This window comes from Azospirillum formosense, from assembly GCF_040500525.1.
Taxonomy (GTDB): domain Bacteria; phylum Pseudomonadota; class Alphaproteobacteria; order Azospirillales; family Azospirillaceae; genus Azospirillum; species Azospirillum formosense_A.
In genome coordinates this window covers 373347-399701 of sequence record NZ_CP159403.1, presented here as the reverse complement: position 1 = coordinate 399701, position 26355 = coordinate 373347, and the positions used below count along the sequence as shown (strand labels likewise).

The window sequence follows — 26355 nt, the reverse complement described above, 5'->3', positions numbered from 1 at the left end:
GGGAGTTTCGATTATACCATCAACATCTGGTAGGGATGAGGCCAAAGTGAACCGCAACCTTTTGGGCATCGTTGCTCTGATCGCGGTCGGCATGACGCTGATCATCGGGCTCGCCGTTGCCGGCTCCCGGCCGTCGAACGGGCAGACTCTGCCGGTGCAGACGGCGCCCGTGCAAATGGCGCAAGCTCCCGCCGCTTCGACCGCCGACCTGCTGGCGGACCGCGTGCTCGGCAACCCCAACGCGCCGGTGACGATCCTCGACTATTCGTCGATGACCTGCCCGCATTGCGCCGCCTTCCACACCGAGACGCTGCCGAAGATCAAGGAAGCCTACATCGACACCGGCAAGGCGAAGCTGATCTTCCGCGACTTCCCGTTCGATCAGGCGGCGCTGCGCGCCTCCATGCTGGCCCGCTGCGCCCCGGCGGAGCGCTACTACCCGCTGCTCGACGTGCTGTTCAAGAGCCAGGGCCAGTGGAGCCGCGCCGCCGACCCGGTCAAGGCGCTGGCCCAGTACGGCAAGCTCGCCGGCATGAGCGAGCAGGTGATCAACGCCTGCATGGCCAACCAGGCGCTGGCCGACGGCATTCTGCAGAGCCGTCTGGTCGGCCAGGACAAGTACAAGGTGGAGGCCACCCCGACCTTCGTCCTGAACGAGGGCGCGGCCACCATCAGCGGCGCGCAGTCCTTCGAGACCTTCGCCGCCGCCATCGACAAGCTGGTGAAGTAAGGACCGGGCAGAAGGCTTCGATCCCGTGCACTTCACGCGCCTCCGCCTGTCCGGCTTCAAGTCGTTCGTCGACGCCACCGATCTGGTGATCGAGCCGGGCATGACCGGCATCGTCGGCCCCAACGGCTGCGGCAAGTCGAACCTGGTGGAGGCGCTGCGCTGGGTGATGGGGGAAACCTCCGCCAAGCGGATGCGCGGCGACGATATGGACGACGTCATCTTCGGCGGCACGGCCAATCGTCCGGCGCGCAACCTGGGCGAGGTCGCCCTCCTCATCGACAACCGCTCGCGCACCGCCCCCGCCGGCTTCAACGAGCACGACGAGCTGGAGGTGACGCGGCGGATCGAGCGCGGCAACGGCTCCGACTACCGCATCAACGGAAAGCTGGTCCGCGCCCGCGACGTCCAGCTCCTCTTCGCCGACAACGCCTCGGGCGCCGCCTCCCCGGCGCTGGTCAGCCAAGGCAAGGTCGGCCAGATCATCAACGCCAAGCCGCAGGACCGCCGCATGCTGCTGGAGGAGGCGGCTGGCATCACCGGCCTGCACTCCCGCCGGCACGAGGCGGAGCTGCGGCTGAAGGCGGCCGAAGCCAACCTCATGCGCCTCGACGACGTGATCGGGGCCATGGACACCCAGCTTCAGAGCCTGAAGAAGCAGGCCCGGCAGGCCGCCCGCTACCGCAACCTCTCCGAACAGATCCGCAAGGCGGAGGCGGTGCTCTGGCACCTGCGCTGGATCGCCCATGAAGGCGAGCTGGCGCGCGCCCGCGGCGCCTTCGCCAAGGCCGAGGGCGCGGTGCGGGAGCTGATGCTGGCGGTCACCCAGTTGACCACCCGCCGCACCGATGACGCCGCCGGGTTGCCGGAAAAGCGTCAGGCGGAAGCGGCTGCGGCTGCCGGCCTGCAACGGTTGGTCATCGCCAAGGAACAGCTCGACGCCGAGGAGAAGCGGGTGGCTGAACAGCAGCGCGCCCTGCTCTCCCGCCTGCAGCAGATCGCCGGCGACCTCGGCCGCGAGGAGGCTCTGGCCGCCGACGCCGGGGACGCCCTGGCCCGGCTGGAGGCCGAGCGCGACCGCCTGCTGGAAGCCCAGGCCGATGAGGAGATGCTGGAGGAGGCTGCGCGCGAGGCGCTGGCCGACGCTCGGGAGGCAGTGGAGGCGCTCGACCGCGAGCTGACCCGCCTGACCGAGCAGACCGCCGCCGACGAGGCCCGCCGCGCCGCCACCCAGCGTCAGGTCGCTGATTTCGAAACGCGGGCCTCCGGGCTCGCCAGGCGCCTCGCCGAGCAGCAGGCCCAGCGCGACGCGCTGGAGCGCGAGAGCGCCGCCCGCGCCGACGTGGCCGAGTCCGAACTGGCCGTCGAGCTGGCCGAACAGCGGCTGGAGGACGCCCGCGAGGCCGCCGAACGCGCCGAGCGCGCCAAGACCGACACCGAACCCGCCCAGGCCCGTGCCCGCGAGGCTCTGCAAACCGCCGAATCCGCCCGCGCCAAGCTGAAGGCGGAAGAGAAGGCGCTGGCCGAGCTGTTGTCCGCCGGGGCGGGCGACCTGTTTCCGCCCCTGGTCGACGCGGTGACCGTCGCCCCCGGCTACGAGGGCGCCCTGGCGGCGGCGCTGGGCGACGCGCTGACCGCCCCGCTGGACGAGGCCGCCCCGGTCCACTGGCGTCCCCTGCCGCCCTACACCGACGCCGCCCCCCTGCCCGCCGGGGCCGAGCCGCTGGCCGACCGCGTCCAGGGACCGCAGGCCGCCGCCCGCGCCCTGTCGCACATTGGCGTGGTCGCCGACGACGCGGCGGGTGCCGCCCTGGCCGCTGGTCTCGCGCCCGGCCAGACCCTGGTCAGCCGCGACGGCGGGGCGTGGCGCTGGGACGGGCTGACCGTGCAGGCCGGCGCGCCGACCGCCGCCGCCGTCCGCCTGAAGCAGCGCAACCGCCTGAACGAGCTGCGCAGCGAGCTGGACCTCGCCGACGAGCGGCTGGAGGTCGCCCGCGACGCCCTGGAGGAGGCGAAGCGCGCCGTCGAGGAGGCCGCCCAGGCCGACCGCCGCGCCCGCGACGCGGTGCGCGAGGCCTTCGCCGGGGTGACCGCCGCCCGCGACCGCCACGCCAAGCTGGCCCGCGAGGCCGACGCCGCCGCCTCGAAGCTGGCGGCGCTGGTCGATGGCATCGCGCGGCTGGACACCGACCGGCAGGAGGCCGAGGCCGCCCTGGAGGAGGCGCGGGAGTTGCTGGACGCCCTGCCCGACCCGCGCGAAGGCCGCGACGCCGTCAACGACCGCCGCGCCACCCTGGCCGAGCACCGCGCCGTCCTCGCCGAGAAACAGAACGCGCTGGACCGCCTGACCCGCGAGGCGCAGTCCCGCCGCCAGCGCTTGGCCGCCATCCAGCAGGACGTCGCCTCCTGGGGCACCCGCTCCGCCGGGGCGGGCGGGCGCGTGGCCGAACTGAAGGAGCGCGCCGCCGCCGCCGAGACCGACCTCGCCCAGCTGCAAAGCCGCCCGGCGGCGATAGAGGCCGACCGGCAGGCCCTGCTCGGCCGGATCAGCGAGGCCGAGCGCGCCCGCAAGCGCGCCGCCGATGCCCTGGCCGAAGCCGAGAACCGGCTGGCCGAGACCGAGAAGCTTCTGAAGCAGGCCGAATCCGGGCTGGCCGACGCCCGCGAGGCCCGCGCCCACGCCGAGGCCGCCGTCTCCACCGCGCTGCAGAACGGCCAGACCCTGACAGAGCGCATCGCCGAGCGGCTGAACTGCCGCCCCGAGCAGACCCGCGCCACCGCCGATCTGCCTCCCGACGAGCCGATGCCCGACGTGGCGGTCGTGGAATCCCGCCTCGACAAGCTGACCCGCGAACGGGAGAACATGGGGCCGGTCAACCTGCGCGCCGAGATCGAGGCGGCGGAGCTGGAGACGCAGATCGGCACGCTGCAGACCGAGCGCGAGGATCTGGTCAGCGCCATCGCCCGCCTGCGCCAGGGCATCGCCAGCCTGAACCGCGAGGCGCGGGAGCGTCTGGTGGCGTCCTTCGACACGGTGAACCGCAACTTCCAGGAGCTGTTCACCCGGCTGTTCGGCGGCGGCAAGGCGCATCTGGAGCTGGTCAACGCCGAGGACCCGCTGCAGGCCGGGCTGGAGATCTACGCCAGCCCGCCCGGCAAGAAGCTTCAGGTGCTGTCGCTGCTGTCCGGCGGCGAGCAGGCCCTGACCGCGCTGTCGCTTCTGTTCGCCGTCTTCCGCTCCAACCCCGCGCCGATCTGCGTGCTGGACGAGGTGGACGCGCCGCTCGACGAGGCCAATGTCGGCCGCTTCTGTGACCTGGTTGAGGACATCGCGCGGGAGGGCAACACCCGCTTCCTCATCATCACCCACCACCGTCTGACCATGGCGCGCGTGGACCGGCTGTTCGGCGTGACCATGGTCGAGCGCGGCGTGTCGCAGCTGGTCAGCGTGGACCTGCAGAAGGCCGAGGAGTTGCGCGGGGCGGCCTGACGGGCTCCGTTGCGCCAGCCATGCCGCTTTCACGACTTCATTCGGCTTTTCCCAACGCCTAAGATGCGCGTCGGACAATCGGGCCGGCACAGGCACCGACAAGGGAGAATGGACGTGGAACGGGTGGATTTCCTGATCGTCGGCGGCGGCATGGCCGGCGCCTCGGCGGCCTATGAGCTGGCGGCGCACGGCAGCGTCATCGTGCTGGAGCGCGAGAGCCAGCCCGGCTACCACTCCACCGGCCGTTCGGCGGCGCTCTACACCCAGACCTACGGGCATCCGGTCGTCCGCGCGCTGACGGTGGCGAGCTGGGATTTCTACACCAACCCGCCGGAGGGCTTTTCGGAGCACCCGCTTCTGACCCCGCGCGGCGTCCTGTTGATCGGGCGCGCCGACCAGACCGCTGCGCTCGACCGCGACTTCGCCGAGGGGCGGCGGCTGACCCCGACCGTCGAACGCCTCGACCGCGCCCAGACGCTCGCCCGCGCGCCCTTCCTGAACCCCGACTACGTGGACGGCGCGGTGTGGGAGCCGGAGGCCATGGACATGGACGTCCACGCCATCCACGGCGGCTACCTGCGCGGGCTGAAGGCGCGCGGCGGCCGGCTGGTCACCGACGCCGGGGTGACCGCGCTGGAGCGTCGCGACGGGCTGTGGATCGCCACCACCCCGGCGGGCGCGTTCGCCGCGCCGGTCCTGGTCAACGCGGCGGGCGCCTGGGCCGACGGTCTGGCGGGCATGGCCGGCGTGCGCCCCGTCGGGCTGGTGCCGAAACGGCGCACCGCCATCACCTTCGATCCGGTGTTCACCGATCCGGCCGACGCGGCGGGGCTCGCCGGCTGGCCCATGACCATCGATGTGGACGAGCAGTTCTACATGAAGCCGGAATCGGGCCGGCTGCTGCTCTCCCCCGCCGACGAGACGCCGGTCGAGCCCTGCGACGTGCAACCGGAGGAGATGGACATCGCCGTCGCCATCGACCGCATGGAACAGGCGGTGCGCTTCTCCGTTCGACGTATCACGCACAAATGGGCGGGCCTGCGCAGCTTCGTCGCCGACAAGGTGATGGTGGTGGGTTACGACGGGTCCATGGACGGCTTCTTCTGGCTGGCCGGCCAAGGCGGCTACGGAATCCAGACGGCGCCGGCGATGGGCCGCACCGCCGCGGCGCTGGCGACCGGCGGCGGCCTGCCGCCAGAGGTTGCGGCGCTCGGCGTGCGGGTGGAGGATCTGGCGCCGGCCCGGCTGCGGCGCCCCTGACGGGAGGCACGGCGATGGGCGGAACGACGAGGATTGGTTTCGGTGCGGTTCTTCTGGCCGGCGGCGTTCTGGTCGGCGGTGTTCTGGCCGGCTGCGCCAACCCGGCCGCCGACCAGGCGATGGTCGCGCAGAACGCGCTGGTCGGCATGCCGAAGCAGACGCTGCTGTCCTGCGCCGGGGTTCCGGAACGGCAGGCCGCCGCAGGGGACCGCGAGTTCTTCACCTATCGCAGCAACCGTCTGATCTCCTATCCGGCTTGGGGCGGGTACGGCGGCTATTGGGGCTATCCCTACGGCGGCTGGGGCGGCTACGGCTCGGACGTGACCAGCGTCGATTGCGAGGCGACCTTCACCCTGCACAACGGCGTGGTCGAGCGCATCGTCTATGGCGGGTCGTCCAGCGGCGGCAGCCGACTCGGTCAATGCTACGCGATCGTACAGAACTGCCTGGCGCAAGTCCCTTCACAGTCCCCACAACCCTCCCCGGTCCCAGCGCGGTAAGAGTTTCAGTCTATGCGACAACTCGTCGCTGTTGCAAAGCCGCCTCACTATGACGTTTTGGTTGAGGCGGCGTAGCAACCCCACAAAAACTCTGGTAATACATCTCCAGGCATTAAGCCAAAAAAACGACATCAGCTAATTCTGCCCTGGAGCCAATCCCATGACTTTCCTGAAGCGCGCCGCCGCCGCCCTGCTGGCGACCACGGCTCTTGCCGCCGTTTCCTCCCCGTCGCTGGCCCAGGATTTCAAGGGCAAGTCCGCCGGTGACATCCTGGTGCGCGCGCGCGCCCTGGCCGTGATCCCGCAGGAGTCGGGCGACCTGATCCACCAGGGCGCCACCAACATCGGCGAGCCGCGGATCAACAACGACTACATCCCGGAACTCGACTTCTCCTACTTCGTCACGGACAACATCGCCCTGGAGCTGATCGCCGGCACCAGCCGCCACACCGTGAAGGGCTCGATCCTGCCGGGCCTCGGCGGCTCCGTGGACGTGGGCAAGGTGTCGCTGCTGCCGCCGACCCTGACGGCGCAGTACCACTTCTTCCCGAAGGAGCGCGTCAGCCCGTATGTCGGCGCCGGCGTGAACTACACCCTGTTCTACCGCGAGGACGCCGCCAACAAGGCGAACGGCATCGGCCTGCGCATCGTCGACACCGACTATGAGAACCGCTTCGGCTGGGCGCTGCAGGCCGGTGTGGACGTCGCCCTGACCGGCAACTGGTCGCTGAACCTCGACGTGAAGAAGATCTTCCTGAAGACCGACGTCACGGCGCAGACCAACCTGGGCACCACCGTCCGTTCGGACGTCAAGATCGACCCGTGGCTGGTCGGCCTGGGCATCGGCTACCGCTTCTAATCGGCACTTCCGGGCCCCCCCACGGGAGGCCCTGCGAGACCGGGTGTTTCAGGCCGGCTACTCCGAAAGGGGTATCCGGCCTGTTCCTTTTTGCGACTTCCTAGAGAAGCGACAGTGGGTGAGCATTCCCTTTCGTGAATCCGCGCGGGAGGAAGCACAACCATGCACATTGCCGCCGTCTTGAAAAGGAAGGGCACGGGAATCATCACCGCCAATCCGGACGACCGGATCGACGCGGTCGCCCGCCAGCTCGCCCACCACAAAATCGGCGCCGTCCTGGTGATGCGGGAGGATGGCCGCCCCGCCGGAATCCTGTCGGAACGCGACATCGTCCGCGCCGTGGCTGCGGATGGCGCCGCCGCCCTGGAGCGGCCGGTCGGCGATTTGATGACCCGCGACCTCGTCACCGGAAGCCCGGCCGACACGGTGTCGCAGATCATGGGCGTCATGACGGAGCGCCGCATCCGCCATCTGCCGATTCTGGAGGACGGCGAACTCGTCGGGCTGGTCAGCATCGGCGACATCGTCAAGGCGCGGCTGGACGACGCGGAACTGGAGGTCGAGTCCCTGCGCGGCTACGTCGCCGGCATGGGCTGAGCGGCACCCGCGACCCCAAAGACGAAAAGGCCCAAAAACGAAAACGCCCGCGGCGATTACCGCGGGCGTTCTCATAAGGCAGGACAGGACGTTCAGGCGGAGTGCGACTGCGGGAAGGCCATGGCGGCCTGGGTGCGGTTGCGCACGCCCAGCGACTTGAAGATCGCCGTCATGTGAATCTTCACCGTGCCTTCGGACAGGCCCAGCTCATGGGCGATCTGCTTGTTGGACTTGCCTTCGCGCAGGCGGTCCAGAACCTCGCGCTGACGCTGGGTCAGCAGGTGGTCGAGCTGCGGGTCGCTGGGCGGGATGGCGCCGACACGCACCTCGGTTTCCCCAGATTCGCGCAGCACGGTCGGCGGCACATAGACGCCGCCCGAGAAGATGAGGTCCAGCGCGCTCAGCATGATCTTCACGCTGGACGATTTCGGGATGTAGCCTGCGGCGCCGTGCTCCAGCGCGTCACGCACGTCGTGATGCGCTTCGGACGCCGAGACAACGACGACCTTGGAGTCGGGCTGCTTTCCCCGCAGGTCTTGGATGCCGGAGAAGCCGGGCCAACCGGGCATGCGCAGATCGGTCAGGACGAGGTCGTAGGTCTCGCCCTTGCCAGCCTTTTCCAGAAGCTCATCAAAGTTGCTGGCTTCCTCAAAGCTGGCACCCTCCTTCAGCTGCTCCAGCAGCCTGCGCAATCCCTCCCGGAAAAGCACATGGTCGTCTCCGATCAGGATTTTCATCTGGTGGTGCCCCCGTACTCAGTGCTTTCAATGATCCGAACGTACAGCCCTGACACAAGGCCAGTGTTCCGACCCTCAGTTTCGGAAAAAATGCGGGTCATTTTCAAGCATCATATGACCCAATTCCAAAAGGAATAGAAAGTCCTTATGCAGGGTAATGTCATATCAGATGTACCACGATTCGGTGGGGTCGGACAACCCGAATTTAACCTTTGTCTCATTGAAGGCTCTGAGCAATGGCATTGCCGCGCTACAGCAATATCCATTTCGCTCATCGGCCGCCCATGACGAAAGTGAGCACGAATGTATCAAGCCACTGGCTTGCTCATGATAAAGGACCGCCCTTTTCGTACTTTCTATCTTTCGCATCTCTGAAGGCGAAAAAGCCGGAACCGATGCAGCTTACACCGATCCCGGCCCAAAGACATAGACCCCGTAAGGCTGATCCTCAGAAGGCGGTCTCCTCCATCTCCATGAGGGGTCCGGACCCGGCCATGATGGTGATGAACAGGGCGTTGGTCTGCGGAAGCAGTTTCGCCGTGTAGAAGCGGGCGGTCCTGATCTTGGCCTCGAGGAAGGTCGCGTTGCCCTCCCCCGCCGCCAATCTGGCCCGCGCGGCCTTGACCATCCTCAGCCACATCCAGCCGAGCGCCACCAGACCGAACAGCCGCAGATAGTCGGTCGCTGCGGCCCCGGCCTCCTCCGGGTCCTTCAGTCCCTTCTGCGCGATGATGGCGGTCGCCTGCTGCAGCTTGGCGAAGGCCTTGGCGAGCGGAAGGACGAACTCGCCCAGCTCCTCATTTTCCATGTCGGCCTCGATCTCGGCGCCGACCGGGTGGAAGAAGCGGCGCAGCAGCCGGCCCATGTCCTGCGGCAGCTTGCGCCCCACGAGGTCCAGCGCCTGGATGCCGTTGGTGCCTTCGTAGATCTGGCAGATCCGGGCGTCGCGGACATACTGCTCCACGCCGGTTTCCCAGATGAAGCCGTGCCCGCCATGCACCTGCACGGCGATGTTGGCCGACTCGAATCCGATGTCGGTGAACAGCGCCTTGACGATCGGCGTCATCAGCTGGACGAACTCGTCCGCCTCCTTGCGCGTCTTGTCGTCGGCGTGCTTCTCCGCCACGTCCAGCTTGTAGCCGACCAGCGCGCCGAGCGCGCGGGCGCCCTCGGTGTAGGCGCGGGCGGTCAGCAGGTTCCGCCGCACGTCGGGATGGACGATGATCGGGTCGGCCGGCTTGTCGGGGTGCGCCGTGCCCTTCAGCGAGCGGCCCTGGAGCCGTTCCCTGGCGTAGGCCACCGCGTTCTGGTAGCTGACCTCGGCGACCCCCAGCCCCTGGATGCCGACGGCGAGGCGGGCCGCGTTCATCATCACGAACATCGCCCGCATGCCCTTGTGCGGCTCGCCGACCAGCCAGCCGGTGGCGTCCTCGAAGTTCATGACGCAGGTCGCCGACGCCTTGATGCCCATCTTGTGCTCGATGGAGCCGCAGGCAACGCCGTTGCGCGGGCCGACGCCGCCGTCCTCGTTGGGCAGGAACTTCGGCACCAGGAACAGGCTGATGCCGCGCGTTCCGGCCGGCGCGTCGGGCAGGCGCGCCAGCACGAGGTGCAGGATGTTCTCGGTCAGGTCATGCTCGCCGGCGGAGATGAAGATCTTCGTGCCGGTGATCCTGTGGCTGCCGTCCTCCTGCGGGACCGCCTTGGTGCGGATCAGCCCGAGGTCGGTGCCGCAATGCGGCTCGGTCAGGCACATGGTGCCCGCCCAGGTGCCGTCGACCAGACGGCCGAGGAAGCGCTGCTTCAGCTCCTCGGAGCCGTAGGTGGCCAGCGCGTTGTAAGCGCCCAGCGACAGGCCGGGATACATGCCGAAGCTGAGGTTGGCGGAGCAGATGAACTCCTCCAGCATGGTGTTGACCAGCTTGGGCAGCCCCTGCCCGCCATAGGCCGGGTCGCAGGACAGACCCTGCCAGCCAGCCTCGATGTAGGTGCCGTAGGCCTCCTTGAAGCCCTTGGGCGTGCGCACGACGCCGTTCTCGAAGCTGCAGCCCTCGCCGTCGCCGGACTGGTTCAGCGGGAACAGCACCTCCTCGCACAGCTTGGCGCCCTCCTCCAGGACCTGGGCGATCAGGTCGGGGGTGGCGTCCTCGTAACCCGGCAGTTCGGCCAGCTTGCCCGCCCCGACGATCTCGTCGAGGACGAAGCGGACATCCTCCAGCGGAGCCTTGTAGATCGGCATTGCTCAGTCCTCCCCCCTCAGTTCCGCAGCGGCTTGCCGGTGGTCAGCATGTGCTCCACCCGGTCGATGGTGCCTTCGGTGCGCACCAGCTCCATGAAGGCCTTGCGCTCCAGCGCCAGCATCTGGTCCTCGGTCACCGGCTGGGTGACGTCGGCCTTCGGGCCGCCGGTCAGGATGCCGGCCAGCTTGCCGCAGACGACCATGTCGTGCGGCGTCGCCTTGCCCTGCAGCGCGAAGCCTTCGAGGAACAGCTCCAGCGCGGCACGCCCGTTGGGGCCGGGCAGCGTGTAGGTGACCTTCTCGGGCGGGGTGTAGTTCGCGGCCAGTTCCAGCGCCTTGGCCTTGGCGTCGGCCAGCAGGCGGTCGCGGTTCATGGTGATGCCGTCGCTCGCGCGCAGGTACAGCAGGTCCTTGGCCTCCGCCGCCGACCTGGCGACCTTGGCGAGGCTGATGGTCTCGAAGGCCCCGGCGATCGGCGGCATCGGCCCCTTCGGCGTGCGGGGGTTGGCGGCGTGACGGGCCAGCATCTCCGTGCAGCCGCCCCAGCCGGGGATCAGCCCGACGCCGACCTCGACCAGCCCCATGTAGGTCTCGGCGTGGGCCTGCACATGGTCGGAATGCAGCAGGATCTCGCAGCCGCCGCCGAGCGCCATGCCGCTGGGCGCCGACACCACCGGGAAGGGGGCGTATTTCAGGGCGCGGTAGGCGCGCTGCCCGCCCTCCACCAGCTCCTCGATCTGCGGCCACAGCCCGACGTTCAGGGCGAACAGGGCGAGGCCGAGATTGGCGCCGACCGAGAAGTTGTCGGACTCGTTGTGGATGACCAGAGCCTTCCAGTCACCCTTTCCATCGCCGATCAGCTTCATCGCCTTGCCGTAGGCGGCCATGATGTCGCCGTCCAGCGCGTTCATCTTGCTGGTGAACTCGACGCACAGAACGCCGTCGCCGATGTCCCACAGGCTGGCCGAGCCGTTCTTCCACACCGGCTTCGACGCCCGCTTGATGTCGGACAGCAGCAGAACGCCGTCGGGACGCACCACCGTGTCGTAGAGGCCGGCGGTGGTCAGGTGCTGGAGCTTGCCGTCCTCCACCCGGTAGAAGGGCCGCCCGGCGGCCTGCTCGACCAGCGGCGGGACGGGGATGCCCTCGCTGCGGCAGAGGTCGGCGAACCAGGCGGTGCCCAGCCGGTCGATCAGCTCGAACGGTCCCTGCTTCCAGTTGTAGCCGAGCCGCATCCCCTCATCGACCGCGACGATGCTGTCGGCGATCTCCGGCACCAGCGACGCCGCGTAGGACAGCGTGTGGGCCAGCACCCGGCGGGCGTATTGCCCGGTCTTGTCGGGGAAGTCCGCCAGAGCCCGCAGATCGCGCCCCGCGGCGGACACGCTCTCCAGCTTCGGCTTGTCCGAGCGGCGGTAGGCGCCGCTGGACAGGTCGATGGCCTCCTTGACCTTGGACCCGCCGTCGCGGTTCAGGCGGTAGAAGCCGCCCTTGCCCTTGCGGCCCGTGTAGCCCTCCGCGATCATTTTGGTGATGACCGGATGCTCGCGGAAGGCGGCGCGGTAGGGGTCGTTCCCCGGCAGGGTCGCCAGCAGGCTCTTCGCGATGTGGGGCATCAGGTCGAGGCCGACGAGGTCGACCAGACCGAACACGCCGGTCTTCGGGATGCCCATGGGGCGGCCGGCGATGGCGTCGGCCTCCTCAACCGTCAGGCCGAGGTCGACGGCGGCGTTGATGGCCGTCTGGATCCAGTAGACGCCGATGCGGTTGGCGATGAAGCCCGGCGTGTCCTTGCAACGCACCACGCCCTTGCCCAGCGCGCGGTCGCAGACGTCGGCGACGGCGGCCAGCGCGTCGGGCCGGGTGGCCTCGCCGCCGACGATCTCCAGCAGCCGCATGTAGCGCGGCGGGTTGAAGAAGTGGGTGATCAGGAAGTCGCGCTTGAAGGCGTCCGACTGCCCTTCCACCAGCACGCCCAGCGGGATGGTCGAGGTGTTGGACGACACCACGGAGCCTTCCTTGCGCACCGGGTCGATGCGGCGGTAGAGGTCGGCCTTGACCGCCGGATTCTCGACGATGGCCTCGACGATCCAATCCACGTCGGCCAGCAGGGCGAGGTCATCCTCCAGATTGCCCGGAGTCACCAGCTTGGCGTTCTTCGGGTGCATGAAGGGCGCGGGGTCGGTCTTCAGAAGCCTCTGGATGGCCCCCTTGGCGATGGCACTGCGGTCGTCACCCTCCTTGGCGGGGATGTCGAGCAGGACGACGGGGATGCCGGCGTTCGCGAAATGGGCGGCGATGCCGCTGCCCATCACGCCGGAGCCGATCACGGCGGCGCGTTTGATCTGCATGGTTGATGCCTCCCTGTGCCGCCGCCGTCAGACCGCTTCCAGAACCGTGGCGATGCCCTGGCCGCCGCCGATGCACTGGGTGGCGAGCGCGAACTGCCTGCCCTCGCGCTTCAGCAGGGCCGCGGCCTTGCCGGTGATGCGGGCGCCGGTGGCGCCGAGCGGGTGGCCGAGCGCGATGGCTCCGCCGTCCAGGTTCACCTTGGCCGGATCGATGTCGAGGTCGCGCATGCAGGCGATGGCCTGGGCGGCGAAGGCCTCGTTCAGCTCGATCACGTCGATGTCCCGGATCGACAAGCCGGCGCGCGCCAGCGCCTTCTGCGCCGCCGGGACCGGGCCGAGGCCCATCACCTCCGGCGCGCAGCCGGCCACCGCGACCGAGCGGATGCGGGCGAGGATCGGCAGGCCGTTGGCCTTGGCGTAGGCCTCGGTCGTCACCAGAACCGCCGAGGCGCCGTCCGTCAGCGGGGAGGAGGTGCCGGCGGTGACCGAGCCGTCGGCCAGGAAGGCCGGCTTCAGGCCGCTCAGCGTCTCGCCGCTGGTGCCGGGGCGGATGCAGCCGTCGCGCTCCACGAGGCCGGCGGTGGTCTGGATGGCGACGATCTCCTCGGCGAGGCGCCCGGCCTGCTGGGCCGCGGCGGCCTTGGCGTGGGACTCGGCGGCCATCGCCTCCTGGTCGGCGCGGGAGATCCCGTAGCGGCGGGCGACGTTCTCCGCCGTGACGCCCATCGAGCAGTAGGCTTCCGGATAATGGTCCTTCAGGCCCGGGTGGGGCAGCGGGTTGTAGCCCATCATCGGGACGCGGCTCATCGACTCGATGCCGCCGCACAGGAAGACCTCGCCCGCCCCCATCTGGATGGCGCCGGCCGCCTGATGGATGGCCTGCATGGACGAACCGCAATAGCGGTTGATCGTGGTGGCCCCGGCGGTCAGCGGCAGCTTCGCCAGGAAGGACACGGTGCGGGCGATGTTCATGCCCTGCTCGCCCTCGGGGAAGGCGCAGCCGACGACCACATCCTCGATGTCCTGCGGGTTGACGCCCGTGCGCTCGACCAGCGCGGCGGCGACATGGGCCAGCAGGTCGTCGGGACGGACCTTCGCCAGCTCGCCCTTGTTGGCGAAGGCGAAGGGGGAACGGGCGTAGCCGGCGATGACGACCGGGTTGGCGGGCGTGGTCAAAGGCGCCGAGGTCATGGTTGCGTGTCCTCCGTGGTCTGCGTCTCCGTGATTCCGTTCTTGCGGAAATGGTCGGAGATCTGGGTGTCGATGATGCGCAGCTCGCCCAGCGTCTGCTGGACGTCCTGAAGCTGCCGTTCCAGGTCGGCGATGCGGCGGCGGGCGATGCGCTGCATGAAGCGCATCTGCTCTTTCTGGATCTCGTCCGCGTCGTAGAGGGTGAGGAATTCCTTGATCTCGGCGAGGCTGAAGCCCAGCCGCTTGCCCCGGCAGATCAGCGCGAGGCGCGCGCGGTCGCGGTGGCTGTAGACCCGGGCGGTGCCGTCGCGCTGGGGCGCCAGCAGCCCTTCGTCCTCGTAATGGCGGATGGTGCGGTGGGTCAGCCCGAATTCGTCGGCCAGCTCACCGATGGCGAAGGAGCGTCCGGCACCGTCCGCACCGGGATCCATCCCGGCGTCGGCGCTCGTGCCCAGCCCCATCAGCCTTGCGGGTTGCGACATTCCCACCCTTCCCTTGATCGTCATTGCCCTTGATCGTCACGGGTTGACGTTTACGTAAAGGTAAGGCGCTTGCCATTTGCTGTCAAGCGGGCAGCCGGTCCCCTTCGGGCGTCCTCCCGATGGCCATCCAGGGTGCGGCGCGGGCGCGCTGTGACAGCATGCCACGGGCGGTGTGCCTACCCAGCTATGGCAGGCTCGGGGCACTCAACGAACTAAGCCGCCGGCGGAACCGGGCCAGACATGGCCGGGCGCAACGGCCGGTCACAGGGCAGGACAAACCGGAGTCACGGCAAACAGGGTTGGGACAGCCGATGTCGTCGCGCGCCATCGTATCGCTGGGCGTCTGGATACTCGCCATGGTGCTGATCGGCACCCTGACGGTCGGAGTCGCGTTGCTGTTCTACGTGGCGCTGACCGCCTTCTTCGCGGTCGTGGTGGCCATTTTGATGCTCGTCACCCGCCAGCGCGACGACGAGCACAAGACGAGCGCCTGAGACCGGCCAGGACTGGAACGGCCATCTTGGAAATGGAAAAAGCCCCATCGCCCGCGCGCGGCGGACGATGGGGCTTTTCGTTGGGCCCCCTTACTCCGGCAGGACGCGCAGGCGCGACGCGGCGGTGCGGGCCGACTGGTGCGGGCGGTAGAGGTCCTCCACCACGGCGCCGGGCTGGGCGTAGTCGCCGGGCGTCACCGCGCGCACCAGATAGACCAGACGGAAGCGCGGCGCCTGCTTGGTCATGTCGAGCGCGGCGACGAAACGGTCGTCGCGGTAATCGACGGCGCGCGGCGCGGTCAACTCGCCCAGCCAGGACAGGTCGCCCAGCGGCGCCCCGCCCCCGGCGAAGCGGGCGGCCTCGATCTCGAAGCCGGCGGGCAGCGGATCGGACACCAGGACCTGCCGGTCCACCGGATCGGAGGCGCTGCCCTCCAGAATCACCACCAGCCGGTCGTTCGGGCGGACGGCGCCCGGATCGGCGGGGCGGCCGGTCATGTCGAACAGGCCGCGGGTGATGGTCATCCCCTGCTCCTCCGCCCCCGGCGCCGCCTCGGCGATGCCGGACACCGAGAGGATCTGGCGCAGCGGCTCGCCCCCGGCGTTGCGGATGGCCGGCGGGGCGGCGGGATCGATGCGCTGGAACAGCGGCTTGACGCCCTCGGCGACCTGATCGGCCCCTTGCTGGTCCTTCTGGGCGATCTTCATCGCCGGCGCCCGGTCGATCAGCGCCTTGGCCGCCTGGAGAAGCCACGCCTGCTCCTGCACGCCGGTCGTGCGGACGGCGGCGTAGGTCTTGGACAGGCGCTCGGTCGCCTGGGTCAGACGGTCCCGCTCGACCACGCCGCTCTCGCCCATCAGGGCCACCACGCCGGCCTCGTCGCGCAGGGACGAGCCGTAGTCGCGCAGGCTGGCCGAGACGACGCGGGCGCCGGACAGCCGCCCGAAGGCTTCCGCCGCGCGGTCCTTGTCGCCCAGCGCGGCGATGGCCGTGGCGACCTGGGCGCGGGCGAAGTCGGTCTGCAGCTTGTCCCAGAAGGTCTCCTGGAAATAGCGGACCGCACCGGCGTCGATCATCTTGGCGCGCGCCAGCACATAGAGCGCGTAGGCGCGGGCCGGCTGCTCGTCGGCCTCCACCCAGGCGTTGTCGAGCGCGCCGCGCAGCCCGTCCAGCCCCTTGCGGTAGGGCCCCTCCGGCACGCGGTAGCCGGCGGCCCTGGCGCGGCCCAGGAAGTCCAGCGCGTAGGCGGTCAGCCAGGAATCGGCCTCCCCCTTCGGCGACCAGGCGGCGAAGGCGCCGTCCATCCGCTGGAAGGTCAGCACGCGGTCCACCGACCGCTGCACCCGCGCCTTCACCCGCTCGTCGGAGGCGACGCCCAGCGCCACCGCCACGTCGCCCAGCGAGAGCAGGGGCAGCGCGCGGCTGGCGGTCATCTCCAGCCCGCCGGGGCCGCCGCGCTCCAGCGCGGTCAGCAGGCCGGGAATGTCGAGGTCCGGCAGGTTGCCGAGCGACAGGGCCGCCGTCGCGGTCTCCGGACGCAGGCCGTTCAGCAGGTCGGCGGGCAGTTCGACGCTGCGCTCCGGGGCCAGCGTGGCGGTGGTGCGGCGGGTGACCAGCGGCGAGGCCGGACGCACCGGGATGTCCCACTGGCGCGTGATGCGCAGGCCGTCCGGCCCGGTCACGTCCAGCGCGATGTGCCCCGTGCCGACGCCGTTGGCGGTCAGGACCCGCCCGGCGGTGGCCCGCTTGCCCTTGCCCAGTTCGGGCACGGCGATGGTTCCCTCGCTGAGCGACACCGCACCGCTGGCGATCAGGGAGACGCTGTAGGCGCCCGCCGGGCCGGCGACGTTGTCGAGCGTCACCGGAACCACCGCCCGGTCCCCCGGCGCCAGGAAGCGCGGCAGGCCGAGGTCGGCCAGCACCGGATCGGCGACCAGCATGGAGGATTCGGAGCGGCCCAGCTTGTCCCCGCTCCAGGCCACGGCCATCAGGCGCAGCCGGCCCTGGAAGTCGGGAACGTCGAGCGGCACCGCCACTTTGCCATCCGGCCCCACGGTCAGCACGCCGGAGAACAGGGAGACGACGCGCTCCGATTTCTGGGGAACGGTGACGCCGACCTGGCGCAGCCGCGGGGCGGCGCCGGGGCGGGTCCGGGTGGCGTCGAGAACCGCCGGATCGATCAGCCGCCCGAAGGAATCGCGCAACTCCACGCCGAGGCGGCGCTTGCCGAGATAATGGTCGATGGGATTGGGCGAATGCTGGTCGGTGAGCTGGAGCACGGCGTCGTCCACCGCGGCGACCGTCACATAGGCCGGCTGGCCCTCCGGCGCGCCCTCCACCACCACCTCGGCGGTGACGGAGCGGCGGGGCTCGGTCTGCGCCGGGGCGGCGACGCGCACGTCCAGCGCCCGCTCCTCCCCGTCAACCGCCAGCCAGGACAGGCCGACGGCGCGGCGCGCCACGCCCTTCGACGGGCCGCCCGCCGCGTCCGGCGCGCCGAAGGCGGTCGCCAGCACATAGACGCCGCCGGTCCAGGTCGGATCGACGGGGATCTCCAGGAACGCCCCCTCCGGCCCGATGCGGCGGGTCGAGGCCTGCCGGATCTTGCGGTCGGCGACGGTGATCAGCACCTCGCTGTCATAGGGCGGCTTGACGTAGACCCAGGCGGTGTCGCCGCCCTTGTAGGCGGGCAGCATGACGGTCACGTCCACCTGATCGGGACGTTCGCCGGCGGTCGGGGTCATCCACCAGCCGGCGGCGAAGCGCAGGCTGCTCGCCACGCCGGTCTTGGGATCGAACACCTCCAGCCGGTAACGGCCGGCGCCCACCGGGGCCTCCACCGAGCCTGGCTTGGCCGCCTGGGCGGCGAGCGTGCCGCCGGTCACCCGCTGGTCGCGCACCGTGACCTTGTAGTCCCAGCGCCCGTTGGCCTCGAACCAAGCGTAGTCGTACTCCTCCTCGAACAGCTCGTAGGAGAGGTCCTCCTTGTCCATCGGCTGGCCGTCCGGCCCGACCGCCACCACGTCGAATCCGGCGGTGGCGCCCTCCGGCACGCCGTCGCCCTCGAAGCGCGGGCGGATGCCGACGGCGAAGGGCTGGTGGCGCACCGGCAGGACCAGATCGCGGCTGACCGAGCGGCCCCCGATGTCGAGCAGGGTGGCGCGGACCACCGCCTCCAGCGGCTTGGTGCTCTCCGGCGCCTTGGGCAGCGCGAGGTCGGCCTTGGCCTGCCCGTTGCGGTTGGTGGTGAAGCCCGGCAGGTCGGTGCGCAGCGGCTTCACCTCCTCCTGGGTGAGGCCGAAGCGGTAGCCGGGCAGATTCGGGTAGGGATTCGCCGCGGCGCGCAGAGTCACCGCCAGTTCGCCCGGCAGGCCCGCCGCCGGGGCGCCGTAGAGGAAATGCCCGTCGACGGTCAGGGTCGTCTTGCCGTCCGCCGGAAGCTCCGCCGCCTCGGCGGCGAGGGCGACCTCAAGGCGCGGCGGCACGAAGTCCTCGACCAGGAACTCGGCGCGGCCCAGCACCGGCCCCAGCGTGTTGGGCTGGCTTCCGGCCTCCGGCTCGCCGTGGGCGGTCACGGCCCAGGTGCCGGTCATGGCGTTGGCCGGGATCTCGACGCGGGCGGCGAAGCTGCCGCCGCCGGATTCGGGGAGCGGACGGCGGTCCACCTCGAAGCCGTCCGGACGCTGGATCTTCAGCGTGACGGGACGGCCGGTGACCGGCTTGGCGTCGGCGTCGCGCAGCAGCGCCGCCAGATGCACCGTCTCGCCGGGGCGGTAGATGCCGCGCTCGGTGTAGAGGAAGGCGTCGGGCTGGCCGGGGGCCGGGCGCGCCGGGACCACGGCCGCGACGCCGCCCGGCGCCGCGTTCGGCGCCCCGCCCGCCGGGGGCGCGTTGGCCAGCGTCGGCGTCACAAGGTCGAGGAAGCCGAAGTCCCCCGCCCCGCGGTAGGCGAACAGCGCCTGCACCGGCTCCCGTCCGGCGGCGCGCAGGGCGGTGAGGTCGAAGCGCGCCAGACCGTCCGCGCCGGTCAGCGCCTTGCCCAGCTCCTCGTTGTTGCGGGCGAGCAGGCGCAGCTCGACGCCGGCCTCCGGCGTCGCGCCCTTGACGGAGCGGGCGAAGACGACCAGAGCGTCCTCGCCGGTGATGGCGTTCAGGCCGAGGTCGGAGACGACGAACCATTGGGTCGCCTTGTGGTCCCAGCCGCCGGGCTTGATGTCCTCGGTGCTGGCCACGGCGATGTAGACGCCGGGCTCCAGCCGGCCCAGGACGGCGTCGATCGGAAAGGGCGTCACCACCGCCTGGTTGCGGCTGTTGCTGATCGCCATCTCGCCGCGCCACACCTCCTGGCCGGAGCGGTCGAGGATCTCGCCGACCTCGTGGTCGGACATCTGCTGGCCGATGCGGCCGAAATAGATTTTCTCGACAAGGCTGCGGTCGTTGATCCGCAGCACCTGCAGCTTCGCCCGGTCGAGGTTGATGGAGCGCAGCGGCAGCCCGTCGGCGCCGATGCGCGGGAGGATGTAGCCCGCCCCGCGGAAGGCCAGCGCCGGCTTGCGGTTCGGCACCTCGATGTCGCGCGCGTCGGGGTTGGGCAGGCGCTTCCCGTCGCTGCCCGGCAAGCCGTCGCGCAGGGTGATGCGGTAGCTCTGCCCGTGCTTCAGCCCCTCGACGCAGAGCGTGCGGTCGCGGGCGACGGCGGTCCCGTCGAAGGCCGCCCCACCGCCGGCCCCCCCATTGCCGGCGGGCGTCACCTCCACATAGTCGCGGTAGTTCACCGCGCGCGACTTCTCCAGCCGGTCGGTGAAGGTGAAGCAGGCCTGCGGCACGTCGCGCTCCGCCACCACCTCGGCGGAGGACACGCCGAAGGGCACCGGCTCGGGCGGCGCGTCGGCGGCGATGACGGGGGTTGAGGACGCGACGAGGACGGCACAGACACGCGCCACTGCACGCAACATTCGATCTTCCCTGGACCAGCCGCCCGGCGCGGGGCGCGCGGGCATCGACGAAAAACTCCGGGCCTGCGAAAACACCGCTTTCGGCAAACCGGCGCGGAGTATGCCGAAGCGCCCCTGGTTTCGCCACGGCTTTGCGGCCCCGCCCGGAAAATCCCGCAAGGTGGATCGGCTGTGGGTCAGGCGGCAAATTCCAGCGTGAACTGGCTGCCCTCGCCGGGCCGGCTGTCGATGCGCAGGCGCCCGCCATGGGCCTCCATCAGGGACCGGACGATGGCCAGCCCCAGCCCGCTGCCCTGCCCCGGCAGCGTCACATGCACCTCGGCCTGCCCGAAGGGCTCCGCGGCCTGGAGGAGCTGTTCCGGCGTCATGCCGATCCCGTTGTCCGTCACCCGGACGCGGCATCCGCCGTCCGCCCCGCCACCGACCGTCACCAGGATGCGCCCGCCGTCCGGCGTGAAGGTGACGGCGTTGGCCAGCAGGTTCAGGAGCATCTGTTTCAGGGCGCGTTCGTCCGCCGAGACGCTGTGGTGTCCCGGCTCGACGTTCAAGTCCAGCCGGATGCCCTTGGCCTCGGCCTGCGGCGCCACCATGCGGAAGGCCCATTCCACGACCGGCGCGACGTCGAGGTCCTCCGGATGCAGGGGCAGCGTCCCCGCCTGGAGCCGCGACAGGTCCATGATGTCGTTGATCAGCCCCAGCAGGTGCCGCCCCGACTCATGGATGTCGCGGGCGTAGTCGGCGTAGCGCCCCCCGGCCTGCGGCCCCAGCATCTGGTCGCGGATGATTTCCGAGAAGCCGAGGATGGCGTTCAGCGGAGTGCGCAGCTCGTGGCTGACGCGGGCGAGGAAGTTGCGGTTCAGAGCCAGCGCGGCGCGCAGCCGCTCCGCCGTGCGGTGCTGCACCAGAAGGAACAGCGTGACCAGAAGGATGGACACGGTCAGGATCGCCGCCAGCAGGAACAGCGTGTTCCGCAGGTCGGCCACCGCCGCCTCGATGTCCACCCGCGCGACCCCCACCGTGGCGACCAGCGGGTAGTTCTCCACCACGCGGTAGGCGAAGGCGCGCAGAACGCCGTCGGTCTGTGACTTCTGCCAGTAGACCCCGGAGAGCGACCGGCTCATCTCCTCCCACAGGCGGGACTGGGGGATGGCGAGGCCGACCGCCTCGACGCCCCGCGAGGCGCCGCGGGCGCGGATCACCTTGTCCATACCGATCAGGGTCACCGCCCCCCGCAGCCCCAGATTGGCCTGCTGGTAGAACTCGCCCAGGACGTCGGGATCGACGTTGGCGATCACGATGCCCGCGAAGCCGCCGTCCTCGTCGGTCAGCCGCCGGCTGAGGCGCAGAAGCGGCCCGCCGCCGGTCGTTCCGGGAAAGGGCGTGCCGATGTGCATCAGGTCGCGGCCGGTGCCCTGGTGGAAGGCGAAGGCCGTCTCGTCCCGCTCGTTCGCCCGCCCGCCCGGCCCTTCGCTGCGCAGCAGAACGGCCCCGTCGGCGTCGAGAACGGTGAAATGATGGATCAGCGTCGGGTCGTAAAGCGTCTGGTCGAGGAAGTTGCGGACGCCGGGCAGGCCGGCCTTGCCGAATTCCAGCGCCAGGGAGCGCAGCGTGATGTCCACCTCATGCACCGCGCGGTGGGTGCTCTTGGCGAAGGCCCGGACCATCGTCTCGGCCTTCTCCACCGCCTCGCGCGTCTGGCCGTCCAGCAGCTCGCGCACCACCTGCGCGTAGGCGCCCCAGACCACCGTGATCGCGACGGCGGCGATGGCGAACACGCACCAGCGGAACGAGATCGGCAGGCGCATCCCGGCTCTTCCACAGGCGGTCCACCGCGGCCGGTCCGGACAATGATCCGTTCCGGCCCGGCATCGACCCAAGAGCACAAGGGGTATCACGCTATGGAAGCGCCGGGCAAGCCCCTCCATCCCGCGTTGATGCGGGACGCGCACCCATCATCGGCGCGCGAAATAGGCGGAAAGCCGCTCAACCGCGCCGTCGAGGATCTCGTCCCTCTTGGAGAAGCAGAAGCGGATGAAGCTGCGCGGCGCGTCCTCGACGAAGAAGGCGCCGACGGGGATGGCCGTCACCCCGGCCTCGGCGGTCAGGCGGCGGCAGAAATCCTCGTCGTTCCCCTCGAAGCCGAAGGGCGACACGTCGGCGACCACGAAGTAGGTGCCGGCGGACGGCAGCACCTCGAAGCCCACGGCGCGCAGCCCGTCGGCCAGCCGGTCGCGCTTGGCCTGAAGCCCCTCGGCCAGCCCGGCGAAGTAGGAGTCGTCCTTGCCCAGCCCGAAGGCGACCGCCGCCTGGAGGTTGGGCGGGGTGGTGAAGGTGATGTACTGGTGCGCCTTGGCGACGGGCTGGAGCAGGTGCGGCGCGCCGGTGACGTAGCCGACCTTCCAGCCGGTCAGCGAGAAGGTCTTGCCGGCGGAGCCGATCTTCAGGCAGCGGTCGCGCATGCCCGGCAGGGTCATCAGCGGGATGTGCGCGAGCCCGTCGAAGATGATGTGCTCGTACACCTCGTCGCAGACGGCGAAGGCGTCGAAGCGCTGGACGAACTCCGCCAGCAACTCCAGTTCCGCGCGGGTGAAGACCTTGGCGGCGGGATTCAGCGGGTCGTTGATAAGGACGAGCTTGGTCTTGGGCGAGAAGACCGCCTCCAGGTCGGCCCGCGTGAAGCTCCAGTCCGGAGCCTTCAGGCTGACGAAGCGCGGCACGCCGCCGGCCAGCCGGACGATCGGCAGGTAGCTGTCGTACATGGGCTGGAACAGCACGACCTCGTCGCCCGGATTGATGAGGCCGAGCAGGCTGGCGGTCAGCGCCTCGGTGGCGCCGGAGGTCACCATCACCTCGGTCTTCCAGTCGATGTCCAGCCCGTAGAAGCGCTTGCCGTGCGCGGCCACCGCCTGCCGCAGCTCCGGCGTGCCCATCATCGGCGGGTACTGGTTCCAGCCCTCCAGGATGGCCTTGGCCGCCACGTCCAGCACGTCGGCGGGCCCGCGCTCGTCGGGGAAGCCCTGGCCGAGGTTGATCGCCTTGTGCTCGTCCGACAGGCGGGACATCACCTCGAAGATCGTCGTGCCGTAGCTCGACAGGATTGCGTTGCCGGACTTCACCTTGATCCTCCTGACCACCAGAGCGGACAGGAATGCCGCAGCCGGACGGCGCTGTCCAGCGCCCCGTCCGCAGATCCGCCCGGCGGTGAGGGAGAGGCCGGAAGGGGACAGGCAGCGAGGGTCAGGCGGTGCCGGTCAGGCGGTGGCGGTGGCCTTGGCCCTGGCGGCGTTGCGGCGGTGGCGCAGCTTGACGCGGATGCGCTCGACGGGGCTGAGCAGACGGGGGTGGCGGCGCTTCAGCCGAACGAACAGGCGGCGGGCGTCCGCGGAGTTGCGCAGCAGGATCACCCCGCCGGCCAGGGCCACCGGGAAGCCGAACGGCCCCGGCAACGGCGACATCAGGGCGCCCAGGCCGATCAGGCTCCACCCGGTGCCGATCAGCGCGAGCTGCCGCACACGGGCCAGGGTGGGCCGGGCGAGCAGCGAGCGGGGGATGGCGGCACGACGATGCATCGGGACTCCTCCTCCTGTGCCAGCAGCCATATGGGGGCGTCCCGGCAGGGGGGAAGAGGTGGAGGGATGTGACTTTTCGGGGGAGACGACGAGCAAAAGGGGTGCGTCAGTGCAACGGCGCGGCGCTGCCGGGCGGCCCCAGGACGAACAGCGCGGCGGTCACCTCGGCCGGCGCCGGCGCCCATTCGAAGTCGCGCATCAGCTCGCTGCGGGCGGCGTCGGCGCGCTCCGCCAGGGCGCTGCAATCGGTGCCCCCGGTCCGCCGGGCCGGCCTGCGGCAGCGCCGGTCGGCGCAGCTTTCCAGCATCAGGCGGATCATCCGCTCCCGCTTGGCGGCGTCGACGAATCCCGACTGGTCGAAATACAGCTTGGTGAAAGCGACCTCGGTCACCGTCGGCGCGGCGCCCTGCTTGCCGACCAGCACGGCCGACACCAGTTCAACGCAGCGGCCGGCGTAGTCGGGGATCGGTGCCGTGCCGTCGTCGGCGCGGTCGTACTGGCGGCTCGGCAGCTCGACCAGCCGCCCGGTCGGTTCCTTCACGAGGTAACGGCGCCACACCGGCATATCCGCCTCCCGTCTGGTTTCCCCATGGGCTGAAAAAAGGGTACACCAGACCGGACCGCGACGGAACAGCCCCTTTCCGGCTTCGGCCGGGACCGGACAGCACTCACCGGAGGAGAGGCGCGGCTCAACCTTCGGGAACGGGAAGGGTTTTAGCCTGATGAAACTTCTGCGATTCGGCCCGCCGGGCCATGAGCGTCCGGGCCTTCTGGACCGCAACGGCGTGATCCGCGACCTGTCGGGCGTAGTGTCGGACATCGGCCCGGCCACGCTGACCGAGGACGGTCTGGCCCATCTGCGGACGCTCGACACCGACCGGCTGGCCCAGGTGCCGGACGGGACCCGGCTCGGCCCCTGCGTCGCGGGGGTGCCCAAGGTGGTCTGCGTCGGGTTGAACTACCGGGCCCACGCCGCCGAATCCGGCCTGCCCGAACCGGCGGAGCCGGTGCTGTTCATGAAGGCGACGACCTCCATCTGCGGCCCCAACGACCCCGTCCAGATGCCGCGGGGCGCCACCAAGCTCGACTGGGAGGTCGAACTCGGCATCGTCATCGGCCGCACCGCCCGCTACGTCGATCAGGCCGACGCCCTCGACCACATCGCCGGCTATTGCGTCCTCAACGACGTGTCGGAGCGCGCCTTCCAGACCGAGAGCACCGGCCAGTGGGTCAAGGGCAAGAGCGCCGACAGCTTCTGCCCGATCGGCCCGTGGATGGTCACCCGCGACGAGGTGCCCGACCCGCAGGCGCTGCGCCTGTGGCTGGAGGTGGACGGTCAGCCGATGCAGGACAGCACGACCGCCGACATGATCTTCGGCGTCGCCGAGATTGTGTCCTACATCAGCCGCTTCATGACCCTGCTGCCGGGCGACGTCATCGCCACCGGCACGCCGCAGGGCGTGGCGCTGGGCCGCGGCCCGAACCATCCCTGGCTCCAGCCCGGCCAGACCATGCGCCTGGGCGTCGAGGGGCTGGGCGAGCAGCGCCAGTCCGTCCGCGCCTTCGAAGGCTGAGGGGCGCCGGGACCGGAATGGGAGTGTCTTCGATGAAGCGGAAAAGCCGTCTGGCCGCGTGGCTGCTCGCCGCCGGTGTCGGCACCCTGGCGGCCTCCGGGGTCGCGTCCAACGCCGCACGGGCCGAGGACGGCGCGGCGGCGCTGGCCGGGAAGACCTGCGGCACGCTGGAATCGCGGGTGGCGGAGATCCCCGGCTCCGGCCCGGTGTTCCTGCGCAGCTACGACAGCAGCTTCGGCGTCGGCCAGACGTCGGAGCTGCCGCTGCGCGAGGCCGCCTTCACCTACGACAACGCGCTGGCTGTCATCGCCCTGGTCGCCTGCGGCAAGACGGAGCCGGCGCTGCGCATCGGCGAATCGCTGCTCTCCGCCGCCACGCTGGACCGGGCGCGGCGCCAGGGGCGGCTGCGCAACACCTACCGCGCCGGCGCCCAGAACCAGAAGCCGATCCCGCCCAACGGCTGGTGGGACGTCACCGCCAACCGCTGGTTCGAGGACGCCTATCAGGTCGGCTCCGCCACCGGCAACGTCGCCTGGGCCGGGCTGGCCCTGATGACGCTGGGCGAGGCGACCGGCGAGGAGCGCTTCCGCAACGGCGCCGCGGAGCTGGCCCGCTGGGTGGTGGCCAACACCGCCGACCCGCGCGGGCCGGGCGGCTTCAACGGCGGCGTCCAGGGCTTCGACGACAAGCCCCAGCCCTTGACCTGGAAGGCGACGGAACACAACACCGACCTCGTCGCCCTGTTCGGCTGGCTGGAGCGCAGCGGCACACCCAGGGAAGGGGGCGGCGATTGGGCCGGGCCGGAGAAGGCGGCGCGCGGCTTTCTCGACCGCATGTGGGCGGACGGCGGCGGGCATTTCCCCACCGGCACGGCGCCGGACGGGGTGACGGTCAACCGGGCCACCTCCGGCCTGGACGCCCAGCTCTGGCCGCTGCTGCTGCGCGGCGCGCCGGAAGCGTGGCGGACGGCGCTGGATTATGCGGAGAAGGCCCACGGGGTCGACGGCGGTTTCGACTTCAACGACGACCGCGACGGCATGTGGGTGGAGGGCACGGCGCAGGCCGCGCTGGTCTACCGCCTGCTGGGGCGGTCCGACGACGCGCAGCGGCTTCTGGCCGAGGTCGGCAAGGAGGTCAGCCGCGGCGGCCATGTCTGGGCGACGCGCGAGGACAGCATCACCACCGGCCTCGCCATCGGGCCGGACAGCACCACGGACGATTTCCGCTACTACCGCCGTCCCCATCTGGCGGTGACGGCCTGGACGGCCCTGGCCGCCGTGGGCTGGAACCCGTTCACCGGTGAGCGGGTGAAGTAGACGGTGAAAAAGT

At 70.4% G+C, this 26355-nt stretch carries 19 protein-coding genes; 9 read left to right on the top strand and 10 right to left on the bottom strand.

Annotation, left to right across the window (positions count from 1 at the left end; translation table 11 throughout):
• The first annotated feature begins 46 nt into the window (after positions 1 to 46).
• From ABVN73_RS14910 to ABVN73_RS14885, 6 genes are all read left to right on the top strand, one after another.
• Positions 47 to 730: a DsbA family protein gene (locus ABVN73_RS14910; protein ID WP_353860431.1), complete on the top strand. Its 684-nt coding sequence runs from the start codon at positions 47 to 49 to the stop codon at positions 728 to 730.
• Between the two features lie 25 nt (positions 731 to 755).
• Positions 756 to 4217, top strand: coding sequence for an AAA family ATPase (locus tag ABVN73_RS14905; protein WP_353860430.1), 3462 nt, complete (start codon positions 756 to 758; stop codon positions 4215 to 4217).
• A gap of 114 nt (positions 4218 to 4331) precedes the next feature.
• Positions 4332 to 5477: an FAD-binding oxidoreductase gene (locus ABVN73_RS14900; protein ID WP_353860429.1), complete on the top strand. Its 1146-nt coding sequence runs from the start codon at positions 4332 to 4334 to the stop codon at positions 5475 to 5477.
• A gap of 14 nt (positions 5478 to 5491) precedes the next feature.
• Positions 5492 to 5977 carry a hypothetical protein gene (locus tag ABVN73_RS14895; RefSeq protein WP_353860428.1) on the top strand — a complete coding sequence of 162 codons (486 nt, stop codon included), beginning with the start codon at positions 5492 to 5494 and terminating at the stop codon, positions 5975 to 5977.
• Positions 5978 to 6137: 160 nt separating this feature from the next.
• Positions 6138 to 6836, top strand: a complete 699-nt coding sequence (locus ABVN73_RS14890; protein ID WP_109068882.1) for an OmpW family outer membrane protein — start codon at positions 6138 to 6140, stop codon at positions 6834 to 6836.
• Between the two features lie 162 nt (positions 6837 to 6998).
• Positions 6999 to 7433 carry a CBS domain-containing protein gene (locus tag ABVN73_RS14885; RefSeq protein WP_353860427.1) on the top strand — a complete coding sequence of 145 codons (435 nt, stop codon included), beginning with the start codon at positions 6999 to 7001 and terminating at the stop codon, positions 7431 to 7433.
• 92 nt (positions 7434 to 7525) lie between these two features.
• Here ABVN73_RS14885 and ABVN73_RS14880 read toward each other — a convergent pair whose 3' ends face one another.
• From ABVN73_RS14880 to ABVN73_RS14860, 5 genes are all read right to left on the bottom strand, one after another.
• Positions 7526 to 8170: a response regulator transcription factor gene (locus tag ABVN73_RS14880; RefSeq protein WP_035678594.1), complete on the bottom strand. Its 645-nt coding sequence runs from the start codon at positions 8168 to 8170 to the stop codon at positions 7526 to 7528.
• A gap of 448 nt (positions 8171 to 8618) precedes the next feature.
• Entirely contained in the window at positions 8619 to 10409 is a 1791-nt protein-coding gene (locus ABVN73_RS14875) for an acyl-CoA dehydrogenase C-terminal domain-containing protein (protein WP_353860426.1), read from the bottom strand.
• A gap of 17 nt (positions 10410 to 10426) precedes the next feature.
• Complete coding sequence (locus ABVN73_RS14870) at positions 10427 to 12760, bottom strand: 3-hydroxyacyl-CoA dehydrogenase NAD-binding domain-containing protein (RefSeq protein ID WP_353860425.1); 2334 nt, start codon at positions 12758 to 12760, stop codon at positions 10427 to 10429.
• Between the two features lie 27 nt (positions 12761 to 12787).
• Positions 12788 to 13951 carry a thiolase family protein gene (locus ABVN73_RS14865; protein ID WP_353860424.1) on the bottom strand — a complete coding sequence of 388 codons (1164 nt, stop codon included), beginning with the start codon at positions 13949 to 13951 and terminating at the stop codon, positions 12788 to 12790.
• Entirely contained in the window at positions 13948 to 14433 is a 486-nt protein-coding gene (locus ABVN73_RS14860; RefSeq protein WP_353860423.1) for a MerR family DNA-binding transcriptional regulator, read from the bottom strand. The genes ABVN73_RS14865 and ABVN73_RS14860 overlap by 4 nt, the downstream gene beginning before the upstream one ends.
• Before the next feature lie 311 nt (positions 14434 to 14744).
• Here ABVN73_RS14860 and ABVN73_RS14855 point away from each other — a divergent pair, with 311 nt between their 5' ends.
• Complete coding sequence (locus ABVN73_RS14855; protein ID WP_145680969.1) at positions 14745 to 14927, top strand: hypothetical protein; 183 nt, start codon at positions 14745 to 14747, stop codon at positions 14925 to 14927.
• A 90-nt stretch (positions 14928 to 15017) separates the two neighbouring features.
• Here ABVN73_RS14855 and ABVN73_RS14850 read toward each other — a convergent pair whose 3' ends face one another.
• From ABVN73_RS14850 to ABVN73_RS14830, 5 genes are all read right to left on the bottom strand, one after another.
• Positions 15018 to 19883, bottom strand: a complete 4866-nt coding sequence (locus ABVN73_RS14850; protein ID WP_353860422.1) for an alpha-2-macroglobulin — start codon at positions 19881 to 19883, stop codon at positions 15018 to 15020.
• A gap of 176 nt (positions 19884 to 20059) precedes the next feature.
• Complete coding sequence (locus tag ABVN73_RS14845; RefSeq protein ID WP_353860421.1) at positions 20060 to 21688, bottom strand: ATP-binding protein; 1629 nt, start codon at positions 21686 to 21688, stop codon at positions 20060 to 20062.
• Positions 21689 to 21835: 147 nt separating this feature from the next.
• Positions 21836 to 22999, bottom strand: coding sequence for an aminotransferase (locus ABVN73_RS14840; protein WP_353860420.1), 1164 nt, complete (start codon positions 22997 to 22999; stop codon positions 21836 to 21838).
• A 135-nt stretch (positions 23000 to 23134) separates the two neighbouring features.
• Positions 23135 to 23452: a hypothetical protein gene (locus ABVN73_RS14835; RefSeq protein ID WP_353860419.1), complete on the bottom strand. Its 318-nt coding sequence runs from the start codon at positions 23450 to 23452 to the stop codon at positions 23135 to 23137.
• A gap of 106 nt (positions 23453 to 23558) precedes the next feature.
• Complete coding sequence (locus ABVN73_RS14830; RefSeq protein ID WP_353860418.1) at positions 23559 to 24017, bottom strand: hypothetical protein; 459 nt, start codon at positions 24015 to 24017, stop codon at positions 23559 to 23561.
• Positions 24018 to 24174: 157 nt separating this feature from the next.
• Here ABVN73_RS14830 and ABVN73_RS14825 point away from each other — a divergent pair, with 157 nt between their 5' ends.
• Positions 24175 to 25026, top strand: a complete 852-nt coding sequence (locus ABVN73_RS14825) for a fumarylacetoacetate hydrolase family protein (protein ID WP_353860417.1) — start codon at positions 24175 to 24177, stop codon at positions 25024 to 25026.
• A gap of 32 nt (positions 25027 to 25058) precedes the next feature.
• Positions 25059 to 26342: a hypothetical protein gene (locus tag ABVN73_RS14820; RefSeq protein ID WP_353860416.1), complete on the top strand. Its 1284-nt coding sequence runs from the start codon at positions 25059 to 25061 to the stop codon at positions 26340 to 26342.
• Positions 26343 to 26355 lie beyond the last annotated feature (13 nt).